Source organism: Nonomuraea sp. MG754425 (assembly GCF_021699195.1).
Classification (GTDB): domain Bacteria; phylum Actinomycetota; class Actinomycetes; order Streptosporangiales; family Streptosporangiaceae; genus Nonomuraea.
In genome coordinates, this window is the sequence record NZ_SSXE01000218.1 from 1 (window position 1) to 15,289 (window position 15,289).

Below are 15,289 nucleotides of genomic sequence, written 5' to 3' on the forward strand. Positions count from 1 at the left end.
GGCGCGTCGTCCCCGCAGGCCCGCCCCGCCGGCGGGCAGGCGCTGCCGTGGGCGAGCATGGAGCAGATCGCCGCCACGGCCGGCTGCGCCAGCCCGTCGATGCAGGTGGACGCCGCGGAGCTGCGTCAGGCCGCCTGCCAGACATCACGCGGACGCTACACGCTGGTCACCTTCACCACCGACGGGGGCAAGCGCGTGTGGCTCGACAACGCCCAGATGTACGGCGGCACCTACCTCGTCGGCGACCGGTGGGTCGTCGTCGCCGAGCCGGCGCTGCTGGAGGGGCTGCGCGAGCGGCTGGGCGGCATGATCGAGGCCGTCCACCACTGACCGGCGGGAGCCGCCCCGGCTCAGGTGCAGCACCCCCCGCCCCACGCCGAGCACCAGTCGATGCCGTGCGTGTCGTGCGTCTCCCAGTGGAACCTGCCCCTCGGCCTGGCCCGCGGCGCGACCTCGTCCATCGTGTACGCGTCGTACAACCGCCCGTTGACCATCGTCATGGTCACCGACGTCGAGTGGGCGATGTCGTCCAGCGGGTTGTCGCGCAGCACGATCAGGTCGGCCAGCTTGCCGGGTTCGAGCGAGCCGATCTGGTGGCCGACCCCGAGGCTGTCGGCCACGTTGATCGTGGCCGCCCGCAGCACCCGGTGCGCCGGCATGCCGCCCGCGGCCAGCAGCGCCATCTCCCAGTGCATGGCCATGCCGGGGACCTGGCCGTGCGAGCCCGCGTTGATCCGCACCCCGGCCTGGTCCAGCCGGTTGACCGAGCGCGACACGGCCAGGACGCCGATGTCGTACAGCTCGTCGGCGACGTGGATCGTGGTCATGGCGCGGGCGTACGGCGGCGCCTCGTACGGCGTGTTCAGCGGGCTGTAACCGCTCAGGCACGCCTGCACGAACGTGCGGACCCTCGGGTCCTTCCACACCTCGGTCCGCTGGTACATGTAGTTCTCGCCGAACAGCTCGCCGAAGGCGACGATGAGCGTCGGCGTGTTCGACGCCCCGGCCAGCGTCATGAGCTGCACCACGTCGTCGTACAGGGTGGCCACCGGGAGGTTGTGCTCCAGGTTGGTGTGGCCGTCGAGGATCATGCTGATGTTGTTGTAGAAGTGTGTCTCGCCCTCGACGACGATGTTGACGCCCTCCTCCCGGGCCGCCTTGACGAGCATCTGCCGGTGGCGGCGGGCCGGCCACTTGTAGCTCTTCACACTGAGCGCCCCGAGCGCCTTCTTGCGGCGCAGCACCCCGGCCGCGTCGTCGTATGTCTCGATGGGGCAGTACAGGTGGAAGACGTTGTGCGGGCGGCCGTGGATCGCCGAGCCGGTGCCGATCCAGCGGGGGCCGACGGTGAGGCCCGCCCGCGTGGTCTCGGTGCTCTCGAAGTTCGGCAGCTCGGAGGAGAACGGGTCGAAGTTCGTGGTGACGCCGAAGGCGAGCGCGGCGTACCTGGCCGCCTGCTTCTGCGGGGTGACGCCGTCGCCGCCGCCGTCGATGTGGCCGTGGCCGTCCACCAGGCCGGGCATCAGCGTCATGCCCGAGCAGTCGATGACGGTGGCCTCCGGCGGGATCTCGACCTCGCCGGCCGGGCCGGCCGCGACGATGCGGTTGCCGCGCACGACGACGGTCCCCGGCCGGTGCACCTCCTCGCCGCGCATGGTGATCACCGTGCCGCCGGCGAGCGCGACGCAGCCGTCCGGCACGTCCGCGTCCACGGTGAGCGTGATCCGCGACGGCGCCTGCGGCAGCTCCCACCCGCCGCTCTCGCGCAGGTGCAGGTCGGGGCCGACCGCCCAGTGCACGCTGCGGCCGTCCGCGGCCCAGGCCAGCGCGTACCCGCCGGCGCCGGTCAGCCGGTGGCAGGGCACCTCGCGGGTGTCCGTCGAGACCAGCAGCTCGTGGCCGGTCTCCCGGTACGGGAGCACGTGGTAGTCGCCGCCGTGCCGGAAGGCCAGCCACCGGCGGTCGGGGCTCAGCCGCAGCTCGTAGGTGTCGGCGTCGGCCGTGCGGGCGTGCGTCCTGCGCTCGCCGCCGTGCACCCCCACGCTTTCGAGCACCTCGACCGGCTCGCTGCTCGAGGAGTCCACGACGCAGGCGTAGACGCGCGAGCCGTCGGGGGAGAAGGCGGGGGCGTCGTCGGCGGGGCCCAGGTAGCGGGGCTCGCCCCCCTGGACGTCCACCACGTACAGGCCCGGCCGCGCGGCAGAGCCGCCGAGGTTCGGGTCGTGCTCCTGCAGCCGGTAGGCGAGCAGCGTCCCGTCGGGGGAGAAGGCCGGCTGGCGCAGCACCCCCGAGGACGAGGTCACCGCGACGGCCTCGTCCCAGCGGTCGCGGCGGCACAGCCGCAGTGTGCTGCCGCGCTCGTCGTCCCACTCGACGTAGGCGAGCAGGCGGCCGTCGCGGCTGTAGGCGGGCTCGGCGGCGTGCCGGGCGTGGTCGCCGACGGGCGTGACCGCGTCCTTGCCCCGGGTGGTGTGCCACAGCCGGCCCAGCGCGGTGAAGGCGACCTCCTGCCCGCCGGGCGCGACCGCCAGGTGCCGGATCGCCCGCGCCGTCACCCGGTCGGGCGCCAGGTCGTGGCGCACCCGTACGGGCTCGATCAGGGTGTGCCGGCACTCGGCCGTGAACGGGATCGGGGTGCGCCCGCCGCTCACCATGTCGATGCGGTGCAGCCCGCCGCCCGCCCAGATGGCGACGTGGCGGCTGTCGGGGAACCAGGAGAACCTCGGGTAGTAGTTGCCCTGCAGCTCCCACACCGCCTGGTTGTCGCGGTCGAGCCCGTCGTGGACCGGCCGCTGCCTGCCCTCCTCCAGGTCCAGGCAGAACAGCACGGTCTTGTCCATCACCCGCCGGATGAAGGCCAGCCGCCGGCCGTCGGGGGACAGGGCGGCCCTGATGGCGCCGCCGAACCCGCCGACGACGGTGTCGGTGCGGCCGTCCTCCAGCCTCCTGCGGCGGATGGCGAAGTTGGCGTGGTTGGCGTCCACGTAGATCTTCGGGTGGACCAGGCGCTCGCTGTAGTACAACCAGGCGCCGTCGGGCGACAGCGCCGGCTCCAGCACGTCGCGCCCGCTGGACGGGACGTCCACCAGCAGGCGTCCCGCGCCGGGGCCCTCGTACAGGCGGATCTGCGAGGAGAACAGCTTGCGGTGGGCGCGGAAGATGACCGGCGCGATCACGCTGCGCCCGTCGGGGCCCCAGACGGGGTCGGTGAGGATGGCGTCGGTCTCCCACGTGAGCTGCCGCGGGGCGGAGCCGTCGATGCCGCAGGCCCACAGGTTGTCGTAGCCGTCGGCGTCGCTGAGGTAGAGGATCTCGCGGCCGTCGGGGCTGACGCACGGCATGCGGTGCATCGCGGGCCCGCCGCGCAGCAGCGTCGCCGTGCCGCCCGCGGACGGGATGGCGTACAGGTTGCCGAGCAGGTCGAACACGATCGTCTCGCCGTCGGGGCTGACGGAGACGCTCATCCAGGTGCCCTCGGTGGTGGTGAAGGCGATCTCCCTGGACGGCTGGCCGGTGTCGGCGATGTCCCAGCTCATACGGCGACCTCCAGCCAGCCGTGCTCGGTGACGGCGCACGGCCCGCCCTGGTGCAGCACCAGGACGTGGCGGTCGAGGTCGAAGCCGATCAGCATCTTCGTCTCCCATCGGTCGGTCACGGGCGCGCCGGGCCGCGGGTGCGCGCACACCGGCGCGCCATCCTCCCAGTGGCAGACGAGCCCCTCGGCCCACCCCGTCCGGTCCGCGCCGGTCAGCACCTTCCTGCGGGCGCGCAGGACGTCCATGCGGGGCAGCGTGTCGTCGCCGATGGCGGCCAGCCGGTCGCCGGGCGCGAACGCCGGGTCGAGGAAGTGGTTGGTGTGCAGCAGGTAGCCGTCCTCGGGCGGCAGCACGGCCACGCCCGCGGGCGACGCCTCGATCACGACGCCGTCCGCGCGCTCGCCGTCCCAGGTGAGCACGGTGAACGAGGCCGAGGCGGTGAGCGGCGCCGAGCGGACGATCCGCACGGCGTCGGCCACGGTGCGGGCGGTGTCGAGCACGCGCCGCGCGACCGCGTGGATGGGCACGCCCGCCCGGCTGCCGTCGGAGGTGTGGCAGAGCAGCGTGAACAGCAGGCCGAGGCCCGCGCTGTTGACGCCGGCCTTGCCGAGCACGCCGTTCTCGGCGAACGTGGCGACCGTCAGCCCGGCCGGCGAGGTGTGCCGCAGCACGCTGAAGTTGCTGAGCGACGGGATCCAGTCCCAGGTCTGCAGGGCGTGCGGCGGCCCGCCGGGCGGCAGCCAGGCCGCGGCCGTGCACTCCTTCAGCCCGGCGATCCGGCCCCTGACGAGGATCTCGGTACGGCAGTTGAGCGCCGCGACCCGCCACAGCTCCAGCCCCGCGCCGCGGGCCACGCCCGCCAGTTCGTCGGCCAGGTCGGGAGCCCAGTCGCGCAGCAGCTCGTAGCCCTGCTCGGCGACGGTGCGCACGGTGCGCCCGTCGAGGCCGGCCGCGTCGAACAGCCAGTCGTAGTCGCGGGCGGTGCCGTGGATGGCCGCGCGCCAGCGGGTGCCGATCTCCGTGCCGCGGGCCAGCGGGTCACGTTCGGCGGAGACGTTCAGGTTGAGTGACATCGGCGGCTCAGAACCTGAGGTGGCGGCCGATGGGCACGACCATGGGGGTGTGCGAGACCGGGTCGGGGATCACCTTCGACTTCAGCCCGAACACCGCTTCCACCAGCTCCTCGGTGACGATCTCGCCGGGCTCGCCCTGGGCGACGATCCGGCCCTCGCGCATGGCGATCAGGTGGTGGGCGTAGCGGCACGCCAGGTTGAGATCGTGCAGGACGACGGCGATGGTCCTGCCCTCCTCCCGGTTGAGCTGGACCAGCAGGTCCAGCACGTCGATCTGGTGGTGCACGTCGAGGTACGTGGTGGGCTCGTCCAGCATGAGGATGCCGGTCTCCTGCGCCAGGGCCATCGCGATCCACACGCGCTGGCGCTGCCCGCCGGACAGTTCGTCCACCGACCGGCCGGCGATCCCGGCCGTGCCGGTGGCCTCCAGCGCCCAGGCGACCACCCGCTCGTCCTCGTCGGTCCACTGCGTGAACCACTTCTGGTGCGGGTAGCGTCCGCGGCAGACGAGGTCGGCCACCGTGATGCCCTCGGGGGCCGTGGGCGTCTGCGGCAGGATCCCGATCCTGGTGGCGAGCTGCTTGGACGGCATCTGGTGGATGGCCTTGCCGTCGAGCGTCACCGACCCGCCGCGCGGCTTGAGCAGCCTGGCCAGCGCCCGCAGGGTCGTGGACTTGCCGCACGCGTTCGCGCCGACCAGCACGGTGATCTTGCCGGGCGGGATGTCGATGTCGAGGTCGCCGACGATGTCGGCGCCGTCGTAGCCCAGCCGCAGCCCGTGGCCGCACAACCGCTGCGGGTCCGGTGGCGGGGCCGGCCGTTCGGGAGGCTCCAGGGTGCCCGCCGTGTGCGGCAGGTCGTCGGCTCGGAAGGATGGCATCGCCGTCAGTCTCCTTGTCCTGAGCTGTTCGTCGTGGCCAGCAGCCACAGCAGGTACGGGGCGCCGATGACGCCGGTGACGACGCCGACCGACACCTCCGTGCTCGGCAGCGCCGTGCGTCCGATGAGGTCGGCCACGCACACGAGCACGGACCCGGTCAGCGCGGCGGGCAGCAGCGCGGGGCCGGGCGCGCGGGACAGCCGCCGCGCGACCGGCGCGCAGACGAACGCGACGAACGCCACGGGACCGGCCGCGCCGATCCCGGCCCCCGCCAGCGCCACCGCCACGACCAGCAGCAGCAGCCTGGCCCGCTGGACGGGCACGCCGACCGCCGTGGCGGAGTCGTCGCCGAGTTCCAGCGCGTTGAGCTGCTTGCCCAGGGCCAGCGCGGCCGGGATGAGGACCAGCAGCATCAGGGCGACGGGCCGGATGTTCTCCCAGCCGCGTCCGTTGAGGCTGCCGCTCAGCCACAGCGCGACCGAGGCGGCGTCGTGGGTGTGGGCGCGGGTCCAGAAGTACTGCGTCAGCGCCGTCGCGACCGCTCCCACGCCGATGCCGACCAGCACCAGGCGGTAGCTGGACAGTCCGCGCCGGTAGGCGAAGGTGTAGATGAGCAGCGCGGTCAGCAGCGCGCCCGCGCTCGCGGCGAGCGACAGCGGCAGCCCGCTCAGCCCGAGCAGCGTCAGCGCCATCACGGCGGTCAGGCTGCCGCCGGCGGTGATGCCGAGGATGTCCGGGCTGGCCAGCGGGTTGCGGGCGAGCGACTGGAAGACCGCGCCGGACAGGCCGAACGCGGCGCCGACGAGCACGGCGAGCAAGGCCCGCGGCAGGCGCAGCGATTGCACGACGAACACCTCGCCGCCGTCGCCCGAGCCGAACACGGCGGGCAGCACCCGCAGCACGGAGATGGTGAAGTCGCCGACCGACAGGCTGAGGCAGAACGCCGCCAGGGCGGCCAGCGCCAGCCCCGCGGTGACGGCGCGCCGGCGGCCCGCCACGCGGGAGCGCGTGCGCGCCACCTGTCGCAGCGCGTCGTGGGGTGAAGCGATGGAGGTCATAGCGAGGCCAGGTTCTTGCGGCGGACGAGGGCGACGAAGACGGGGGCGCCGAGCAGCGCCGTCACGATCCCGACCTGCAACTCGGCCGGGGCCACCACGAGCCGGCCCACGACGTCGGCGAGCAGCAGCAGGATGGGGGCGAGCACGGCGCAGTACGGCAGGATCCAGCGGTAGTCGGGCCCGACGAGGGCGCGGGCGATGTGCGGCACGGTCAGGCCGACGAACACGATCGGCCCGGCCGCCGCGGTGGCGGCCCCGGCCAGGATCATCACCGCGACGCCGGAGACGGCCCTGGCCCGGGTGACGTTCTGGCCCAGCGAGCGGGCCATGTCGTCGCCGAGCGCGAGCGTGTTCAGCATCCGGCCGCCGGCCAGCGCGAGCACGGCTCCCAGGACGACGAACGGCCACACCTGCGCGGCGATCTCGGCCCCGCGGCCCGCCAGCGAGCCGACCGCCCAGGCGCGGTAGGCGTCCATGGTCCGGACGTCGAGAAGCTGGACGACCGTGGTGAACGAGGCCAGCAGCGCGGTGACCGCGGTGCCCGCCAGCGCCAGCTTGACCGGCGTGGCGCCGTCCCTGCCGATGCTGGAGATCACGTACACGACCAGCACCGCGATCCCGGCGCCGGCGAAGGCGAACCACACGTAGCCGAGCAGGGTGGTGACGCCGAAGAACTGCACGCCGATCAGCACGGCGAGCGCGGCGCCGGCGTTGACGCCGAGGATGCCGGGGTCGGCCAGCGGGTTGCGGGAGACGCCCTGCATGACGGCCCCGGCCAGGCCGAGCGCGAGCCCGGCCATGAGTCCGATCAGGGTGCGCGGGGCGCGCAGGGAGCGGATCACGGTCTGGGCCTCGTCGGCCGGGTCGAAGTGGAACAGCGCGTCGCGCACCGCGTCCAGCGGCAGGTGCCGGGAGCCGAGCGCCAGGCTGGCCATGGCGACGGCGGCCAGCACCGCGATCGCGACGGCCAGCCCGGCGGGGCGGCCCAGGCCGCGCACCAGGCCCTCGCGGGGCCGGGCCGACCGGCTGCCGGCGGGGGTGCGCCGCACGGTGGTCGCCATCGCGGCTACACGCCCTCTGCGCGGTCGAGCACGGCGGTCAGATCCTGGATCTGCTTGGTGTAGTCGGTGTAGTTCAGCGACACCCGCACCCAGCTCCCGACCTGACCGGCCTGGACGGCCTTCATGCTGTTCCAGGTGGGGTACTTCGCCAGCGCGTCGAGGCCGAGCGTGTAGCCGCGGGCGTCGACCAGCACCACGGCGGGCTGGTACTTGGCGGCGTTCTCCCAGCTCACGGCCTCGTAGTAGGAGCTGACGAGCTTCCCGGACGGTTTCATCAGGTTCACCCCCCACTCCTTGAGGTCGAGCAGGTCGGGGAAGAGGTCGGGGACGGCGAAGTACACCTGCTCCTGGGCCGGCGTCACGGCCAGCACCGGCAGGGCGGCGCGCTTGCCGGCCGTCTCCTTGAGCCGCTCGACGGCGGCCTGCCAGGTGGTGCGGGCCTGCCCGACCGCGCCGCCGTCCACGTCCGCGCCGAGGGCCTCGGCCAGTTCGGCGAAGCGCTGGATGACGTGCGAGGACGGCTTGGTCGAGTCGATGGCCAGGATCGGGGCGATCGACTTGGCGTCGTTCTGCATCTTCTCGGTCTGGAAGCCGTAGACGCCGCCGGGGAAGAGCACGCCGTCGCCGGTGTAGAAGGTCGAGACGATGACGTCCGGTCTCAGCGAGGCCAGCTTCTCCATCTTCACCTCGCCGAAGACCTCGCCGACGGATTCGACGCCGGACAGGTCCAGGCCCGTCAGCATCGGGTTGCTCGCCAGGGGCGCGCCGCCGAAGACGCCCACGGGCTTGATGCCCAGGTGCATCAGGGCGTTGGCGGCGTCCTCCTGGGCGACGACGCGCAGCTCCCCGCGGTCCAGCGTGACCGTCTCGGAGCGGTCGTCGGTGAAGGAGAAGGAGGCGCTCTTGCCTTGCGGGGCGGAGCCGGCCGGGGCGGCGGGCTGGGCCGGCCCGCCGCAGCCGGTCGCGGTCACCACGACGGCGAGCAGGGCGGCGAGCGGGGCGATGAGCAGGGAGCGGGGGCGGAAACTGTCAGGCGATGTGGGGGGCGCGCTCATGTTGTTCCTCTCTCGGCGCCTGTCCAGGCTCTATCAGCCCGTTGACCTGCGAAGACGGTCATCGGAGGCGGCCGAAGCGTTCTTGCCTGAACGTTTCGGCACATCCAACCACCGGCGATTGACGGTGTCAACGGTGCCCGGCCGCGGAAACGATCACGCTGTTCAGGTCGGTCTTGTTAGGCCGTTGCGGAGCTCAGGCCCGGTGTCTATGGTTGCCGAAACGATTCGGCATTGCCTGGGGCAGTGCTTCGGCAGAACGAGGTACGCGTGACCATCCACCTCCCCCCGGCCGCCGTCACGGACCGGGCCACGCTGGCCGACTGGCTGCGGCCCCCGCACCACCGCTGGGCCTTCCAGCACGTGCGGGAGCTCATTCCCACGGCGGCGATCCGGCGCGGCGACGGCCCCGTCATGGACCTGCCCGAGGAGCCCATGCCGCTGGGCGAGCACGAGGTGCGCCACACCTCGCACCCCGACGACGGCGGCGCGGACGGCGTCGAGCCCCTCGACGCGCTGCTCGAACGCACCCACACCGACGGCTTCCTGGTGCTGCGCCGGGGCCGCCGGGTCTTCGAGCACTACGCCGGCGGCATGGGCCCGGCCTCCAGGCACCTGTGCATGTCGATCTCCAAGTCGATCACCGCGACCGCGGTCGGCCGGGCGATCGCCGCCGGCGCGCTCGCGCCCGGAGACCTCGTCGCCGACCACGTCCCGGAACTGCGCGGCACGAGCTTCGACGGGGCCACCGTGCGGCACCTGCTCGACATGCGCACCGGCACCGCCCCGCTGACCCCCGAGCAGGCCGCGACCGACATGCAGGCCACCCTGTGGGCGCCCATGTCACGCCCCGGCGTGCGCACCGACCTGACGTCGTACTTCGCGGACCTGGTCAACGACCGCCCGCACGGCGGCGACTTCCAGTACCGCTCGATGCTGACCTGCGTGCTCGGCCGGGTCGCCGAGCACGCGACCGGGACCCGGCTGCCCGAACTGATCGCCCGGGAGGTCTGGGGGCCGATCGGCGCCGGGCATGACGCCGAGATCTGCGTGGACGGACACCGCAACGCCCTGGCCGACGTCGGCGTCTGCTGCACGCTGCGCGACCTGGCCAGGTTCGGCGAGGCCATGCGGCGCAACGGCGAGGTGGACGGGATCCAGGCCATCCCCCGGGAGTGGGTGGCCGACACGCTGCTGCCCGACCCGGGCCAGCGGGCCGCCTTCGCCCGGCACGGCGCCCGCTACCTGCCCGAGGAGGGGGCCTTCTACCGCAACCAGTGGTGGGTGGCCGAGTCGGAGCCGAGCGGCGCGGTCTACCTGGCGCTGGGCATCCACGGCCAGCTCCTGCTGGTGCACGAGCCGGCCGAGGTGGTCATCGCCAAGTTCTCGTCCTGGCCGCAGGGCTGGTCGACGCTGCTGGCCCAGGACACCGTCAGCGCCTGCGTCCGGCTGGCCGAGTCGCTGGCTCCCGGCTCGTGAGCGGCGTCTCGCGGCCGGCCGTGGACGCGCGGATGCGCAGCGCGGTCTCGACGACGACCGGGCCCGCCGCCTGCTCGCCGTTCACCCGCCGGGCCAGCAGGTCCACCGCCGCCCTGGCCATCTCCAGCGGACGCAGGTCGACGGCCGTGATGGGCGGCGAGGAGCCCTGCATGAGCTGCCCGTCCATGCCGCCGGCCAGCAGCACGTCGCCGGGCACCGAGCGGCCCGACTCGACGATGGCGTCCAGCGCGCCCAGCGGCGTGCCGTACGGGATCGCGAAGATCGCGTCCGGCGGGTTCTTCAGCCGCAGCAGACCGCGCACGCCCGCCGCCGCCGTGGCCCTGGGCCGCTCCACGTCGATCAGCCGCACCAGCGGCTTGACGCCGTGCCCGGCGCACCAGCGCTCGTACGCGGCCGAGGTGTCCTCGAACCAGGCCCACGGCGCGTCGGCGGTCACGAGCGCGATCCGCCGCGCGCCCCGTTCGGCCAGGTGGTCGAGGACCTGCATGGTGCTGCCCTCGTTGTCGGTCTCGACCCACCAGCCGTCGGTGCGCTGGACGTCGCGGTCGATGGTGACGGCGGGCACGCCCGCGTTGTTCAGCACCGTGAGCGCCTGGTCGCCCTCGCGCGGATCGGCGATGATCACGCCGTCGACGTCGAGCCGCACCAGGTCGGTGACGTCCTTGGGGCGCGGGGCCACCAGGAGCTGGCGCTCGGAGTCGACGGTGGCGGCGGCGCACGCGGCCACCAGCGCCATGTCGTACTCGGCGTTGACCAGCCAGTCGCCGACGCCGACGTGGCCGACCGGCAGGCACATCGCGAACACCCCGGTCTGGCCGGAGCGCAGCGCGCGGGCCGAGCGCCTGGGCCGCCAGCCGACCTCCGAGACGGCCGTCAGGACGCGTTCGCGGGTGGCCGGATCGACCCGGCCCTTGCTGTTGACCACGGCGGAGACCGTGGTCATGGACACCCCCGCCTGGGTCGCGACGTCGCGGATCGTCGGGCGCGCGCGCCTGGTGCTCATGAGCGGACTCCATCCGTGTCCTGGGCCGCGGGGCGGCGTGTCCTGCGACCGCTCGACTGCGGATCAGGCCCATTTGTAGCCGTGCCGAAAGGTTTCGTCAAAGAAGGAGCAGACCCATGACCGAGTATGACGGGTCCGGGGCCGCGGGAGCGGTGACGCTGGCCAACTGGCTGCGGGCGCCGTACCACGTGGTCGGGTTCCAGCACGTCAGAGAGCTGGTGCCGACGGCGGGCATCTCCAGGGGTGAGGGGCCGGTGCTGGGCTTCGAGCCGGGCCCCGCCCTGGCCGGGCTGCGGCTGGCCGGCCCGTACGCCGACGTGGCCGAACTGGCCGCGCGGACCGCCACCGACGCGCTGGTCGTGCTGCACCGCGGCAGGATCGTGCACGAGCACTACGCCAACGGCATGCGGCCCGAGACGCCGCACCTGTGCATGTCGGTGTCGAAGTCCATCACCGCGACCGCGGTCGGCTCGGTGATCGCCTCAGGCGCGATGTCACCGGACGACGAGGTGTGCGACCTGCTGCCGGAGCTGCGCGGCACCGGCCTGGCGGGCGCGAGCGTGCGGCACGTGCTGGACATGCGCACCGGCACCCGCGAGGACATCACCACGCTCGAACTCCAGCGCGCCTACTACGCCACCTGCCTGTGGGCGCCCCCCGCGCCTCTGCCCGAGTCCCCGGGCCGGGACGAGGACTCGCGCGCCCACCTGGCCCGGCTGACCCAGGTGCGCCCGCACGGCGGCCACTTCGAGTACCGCTCGACCCTGACCTGCCTGCTCGGCATGCTGGCCGAGCGGGCGAGCGGGCTGCGGCTGCCCGAGCTGATCTCCCGCCACCTGTGGCAGGGCCTCGGTGCCGAGCACGACGCCGAGATCACCGTGGACCGCAACGGCAACGCGCTGGCCGACATCGGCGTCTCGTGCACGGTCCGCGACCTGGCCCGGCTCGGGCAGGTCCTGCTGGGCGGCGGCGCCCGCCCGGACGGGACGCGGGTGGTGCCGGACGGCTGGGTGGCCGACACGCTCGTGCCCGATCCCGGCCAGGCGGACGCCTTCGCGCCGCACGGCACGCCGTACCTGGCCGTGCCCGGCGCCTACTACCGCAACCAGTGGTGGGTGGCCGGGCCGCGCCGGGCCGGCCGCGACGGCGTCTACCTGGCACTCGGCATCCACGGCCAGCTCCTGTACGTGGACGAGGCGGCCGGCGTCGTCGTCGCCAAGTTCTCCTCCTGGCCCGAGCCGTGGATCGACGACCTCGCGCGGGACACCGTGGCCGGTTGCGCGTCGATCGTGCGGGCACTGGCCGATACGCCGTAGACATAATGCTCGATATATGCGCAAACTAACAGCCGTTATATTTTCCAGCGAACGAACCGGAAGGAAGTGGGCCGATGGATGCGGCCGCATGGGGCCTCGGCGCGGCGGTGCTGCTGGCCTCGATCGTGGAGATGGTGGAAGCCCTGACGATCGTCATGGCGATGGGCATGACGCGGAGCTGGCGCTCCACGCTGATGGGGGTGGGCGCGGCCCTCGTGGCTCTGGCCGCGTTCACCGCCGCCGCCGGCTACGCCCTGGCGACCTGGCTGCCCGAGGCGGCCCTGCAGCTCGCCATCGGCGGCCTGCTGCTGATCTTCGGCCTGCAGTGGCTGCGCAAGGCCGTCCTGCGCTCCTCCGGACGCAAGGCCATGCACGACGAGGACCAGATCTTCGCCGAGGAGGTCGCCGCGGCCAGGAAGGCCGGTGAGGTCAGGCAGGGCGGCCTCGACTGGTTCTCCTTCATGATCAGCTTCAAGGGCGTCTTCCTGGAAGGCGTCGAGGTGGTCTTCATCGTCATCACCTTCGGCCTGAGCGCCGGCAACATGCCGGTGGCGATCGGCGCGGCCGTCATCGGCGTGCTGCTCGTCCTGGTCGTCGGCATCGCCGTCAGAGGGCCGCTGTCGAAGGTGCCCGAGAACACCCTCAAGTACGGCGTCGGCCTGCTGCTCGCCGGCTTCGGCAGCTACTGGGCCGTCGAAGGGCTCGGCATCTTCACCGACAGCCGCCAGAGCCTCGACTGGCCGGGCGCGGACCTGGCCATCCTGGTGCTCATCGCCGCCTGGTTCGGGCTGTCGCGGCTGCTGGTCCGCACGCTCAGACGGCCCGAGCCCGCGCCCGTACCGAGCACGTCAGGGAGTTGACCATGGGATTCATCAGAGGTTTCGGGCAGTTCTGGTACGACCTGATCGTCGGTGACGACTGGAAGATCGCCGTGGCGGTCGTCGTCACCCTGGCGATCGGCACGGTGGCGCTGCTGGCGTTCGGCGTGCCGGCGCTCGTGCTCACGCCGGTGCTCGGCGTCGCCCTCATGGCGGCCTTCGCCATCGCGCTGGCGATCGACGTACGCGGACACTAGCCTCCGGGGCCGGGCACCCCCCCGGCCCCGGCCGCGGACCGTCAGGAGACGGCGTCGTCCTCCGCCTGGTACACCGAGGCGGCGAAGCCCTCCAGCGTCTTCGCGCACTCGTCGAGCGCCTTGACGACGTCCTTGCCGCGGGCGGCCCCGAGCACGTCGCGCGCCCGCACCTTCTCGTACCAGCCCCTGAGCTTGGTGAGATCCTCCTCGTTCTCCTCCAGCTCACCGTAGGTGTAGTGGCGCGCGCGCACCTCCTTGGCGACGCCCTCGTGGAAGTCGGCGCACTTGTCGAGGATCTCCTCGTACTCGTCGTCGCGGGCGGCGTTGTAGAGGGCCACCAGGTCACCCTCGCCGATCACGGACGAGGTGCTCATCAGGAACGCCTGCCCGGACATCGTCTCGACGATCTCGTTGCGCAGCGCCCGCAGCGTGCGCTCGCTGCGTGCCGTGCGCGGCGCGGCGGCCACGGAACTCTGCAGGTAGACCGCACCGAGACTCTTCAGCTTGCGCCACACGGCGGCCCGCAGCCTGGTCGGCTCGCTGGGCACCCGGTAGGCCAGCACCAGCCAGGTGAGCGGCTCCCGCTCGTCGGTGTCCGGCAACGCCCGCCTCCTCGCCTCTTCGACCACCTGATCGTATCGATCCGCGCTCACGTGAAGTACCCGCGCGCGACCATGTCCGTCGTGACCACGATCGCCAGCGCCTCCGCCGCCAGCAGCGCCACCAGCACCACGAGCTGGACGACGCCCGCCTCGACCGGGCTCGCCCCGCCGAGCAGCATCCCCACGAACGCGCCCGGCAGCGTCACCAGCCCCACGGTCCTGGTCTGGTCCAGCGCCGGCACCAACGCCTGGCTCGCGGCCGGGCGGCAGATCTCCAGCGCCGCGTCCCTGGGCAGGAAGCCCAGCGACAGCGCCGCCTCCACCTCGCCCCTGCGCTGCCTCAGCTCGTCCACGGCCCGCCGCCCGGCCAGGGACGTGGCGGTCATGCAGCCGCCCAGCAGGATGCCCGCGACGGGGATCAGCACGATCGCCTCCATGGAGATCACGCCGGTGCCGGCCAGCAGGGCGAGCACCGGCGCGGTGCCCGCGGCCACCGGCACCGCCGCCCACCAGGCCGCCCGGCCCGGCGTGATGCGGCGGCCCGCGGTGAAGGCGGCGACGGCGAACATGAGCAGGACGAAGCCCGTCGCGGCCGGGAACGAGGTGACCACCCAGGTGATCAGCAGGGAGACCGCGCCGAGCTGCACGGCGGCCCGCAGGCAGGCGGTCAGCACCGCCCGCCCGTGACCGAGGTGGCCCAGCCACGCCACCAGGGAGCCGAGCGCGACCAGCGCCAGCAGCGCGACGGGCAGGACGGGGGTCAGGGAGATCAGAGAATGGGAACGCACAGCCGGTAGTTTCCCGCTACGGACCCGCGCCCCGACACCCGGCCGCGCGGCGCGGGCTCGATCCGCGGGCAGATTCCGGTTTGCGCGGGGCCGCCCGTCGAGGAAGATCGAAGGAGTCGCGCACGATCTCGCTCAGGAGGGTCGATGGGCCGACGACAGAAGCCGCTCGGCGGCTCGACCGAGGCCGAACGTTTCGCCCTGCGGTTGCGGGAGTTACGGGCCGGCCGAGGATTGACGATCCGGCGGCTGGCCGACCGGGCCGGATACGCGCCCAGCACCCTGTCCAAGGCCGAGTCGGGCGAGCAGGTGCCCTCCTGGGAGGTGACCGAGGCGTTCGTGCAGGCG

Annotated in this window: 15 protein-coding genes; 6 read left to right on the forward strand and 9 right to left on the reverse strand. The window is 73.1% G+C overall.

All coding sequences use genetic code 11. The features are described from left to right. Positions 1–330 (forward strand): hypothetical protein (locus FAF44_RS45290; protein ID WP_237109637.1); only part of this gene is annotated, 330 nt, incomplete at its 5' end. A 20-nt stretch (positions 331–350) separates the two neighbouring features. Here FAF44_RS45290 and FAF44_RS45295 read toward each other — a convergent pair. Genes FAF44_RS45295 through FAF44_RS45320 form a run of 6 tightly spaced genes read right to left on the reverse strand, consistent with a single transcriptional unit; the run spans position 351 to position 8,663 of the window. Next, on the reverse strand, positions 351–3,536 hold the full coding sequence (locus FAF44_RS45295) for an amidohydrolase family protein (protein WP_237109638.1): 3,186 nt from the start codon (positions 3,534–3,536) through the stop codon (positions 351–353). Further along, positions 3,533–4,609, reverse strand: a complete 1,077-nt coding sequence (locus FAF44_RS45300) for a C45 family peptidase (protein WP_237109639.1) — start codon at positions 4,607–4,609, stop codon at positions 3,533–3,535. Before FAF44_RS45300 ends, FAF44_RS45295 begins: the two co-directional genes overlap by 4 nt. Positions 4,610–4,616: 7 nt before the next feature. Next, positions 4,617–5,489 (reverse strand): ABC transporter ATP-binding protein, encoded by an 873-nt coding sequence (locus FAF44_RS45305; RefSeq protein ID WP_237109640.1) that lies wholly within the window; start codon positions 5,487–5,489, stop codon positions 4,617–4,619. 5 nt (positions 5,490–5,494) lie between these two features. Next, complete coding sequence (locus FAF44_RS45310; RefSeq protein ID WP_237109641.1) at positions 5,495–6,547, reverse strand: iron chelate uptake ABC transporter family permease subunit; 1,053 nt, start codon at positions 6,545–6,547, stop codon at positions 5,495–5,497. Further along, a complete protein-coding gene (locus tag FAF44_RS45315; RefSeq protein ID WP_237109642.1) occupies positions 6,544–7,608 on the reverse strand; it encodes an iron ABC transporter permease in 1,065 nt (354 codons plus the stop codon). The genes FAF44_RS45310 and FAF44_RS45315 overlap by 4 nt, the downstream gene beginning before the upstream one ends. 5 nt (positions 7,609–7,613) lie before the next feature. Continuing rightward, entirely contained in the window at positions 7,614–8,663 is a 1,050-nt protein-coding gene (locus FAF44_RS45320) for an ABC transporter substrate-binding protein (RefSeq protein WP_237109643.1), read from the reverse strand. Positions 8,664–8,930: 267 nt separating this feature from the next. Here FAF44_RS45320 and FAF44_RS45325 point away from each other — a divergent pair, with 267 nt between their 5' ends. Beyond that, positions 8,931–10,139 carry a serine hydrolase gene (locus tag FAF44_RS45325; protein WP_237109644.1) on the forward strand — a complete coding sequence of 403 codons (1,209 nt, stop codon included), beginning with the start codon at positions 8,931–8,933 and terminating at the stop codon, positions 10,137–10,139. On the opposite strand, the gene FAF44_RS45330 is transcribed toward FAF44_RS45325, so the two are convergent. Continuing rightward, the gene (locus tag FAF44_RS45330) at positions 10,093–11,163 is read right to left on the reverse strand and encodes a LacI family DNA-binding transcriptional regulator (RefSeq protein ID WP_237109645.1); all 1,071 of its coding nucleotides are present in this window, start codon (positions 11,161–11,163) and stop codon (positions 10,093–10,095) included. The two genes, FAF44_RS45325 and FAF44_RS45330, sit on opposite strands and share 47 nt — an antisense overlap. 116 nt (positions 11,164–11,279) lie before the next feature. Between FAF44_RS45330 and FAF44_RS45335 the strand changes: the two genes are divergently transcribed. The 3 genes from FAF44_RS45335 (at position 11,280) to FAF44_RS45345 (ending at position 13,554) form a co-directional block, all read left to right on the forward strand. After that, positions 11,280–12,479 (forward strand): serine hydrolase, encoded by a 1,200-nt coding sequence (locus tag FAF44_RS45335; protein WP_237109646.1) that lies wholly within the window; start codon positions 11,280–11,282, stop codon positions 12,477–12,479. 74 nt (positions 12,480–12,553) lie between these two features. Beyond that, positions 12,554–13,339, forward strand: coding sequence for a COG4280 domain-containing protein (locus tag FAF44_RS45340; RefSeq protein WP_237109647.1), 786 nt, complete (start codon positions 12,554–12,556; stop codon positions 13,337–13,339). 2 nt (positions 13,340–13,341) lie between these two features. After that, positions 13,342–13,554: a hypothetical protein gene (locus FAF44_RS45345; protein WP_237109648.1), complete on the forward strand. Its 213-nt coding sequence runs from the start codon at positions 13,342–13,344 to the stop codon at positions 13,552–13,554. A 41-nt stretch (positions 13,555–13,595) separates the two neighbouring features. Here FAF44_RS45345 and FAF44_RS45350 read toward each other — a convergent pair whose 3' ends face one another. Together FAF44_RS45350 and FAF44_RS45355 are read right to left on the reverse strand one after the other, a co-directional pair. Beyond that, on the reverse strand, positions 13,596–14,156 hold the full coding sequence (locus FAF44_RS45350; protein ID WP_237109649.1) for a Chromate resistance protein ChrB: 561 nt from the start codon (positions 14,154–14,156) through the stop codon (positions 13,596–13,598). Positions 14,157–14,203: 47 nt separating this feature from the next. Beyond that, entirely contained in the window at positions 14,204–14,944 is a 741-nt protein-coding gene (locus FAF44_RS45355; RefSeq protein WP_237109650.1) for an ABC transporter permease, read from the reverse strand. 144 nt (positions 14,945–15,088) lie between these two features. Between FAF44_RS45355 and FAF44_RS45360 the strand changes: the two genes are divergently transcribed. Next, a partial coding sequence (locus FAF44_RS45360) for a helix-turn-helix domain-containing protein (RefSeq protein ID WP_237109651.1) occupies positions 15,089–15,289 on the forward strand: 201 nt, incomplete at its 3' end.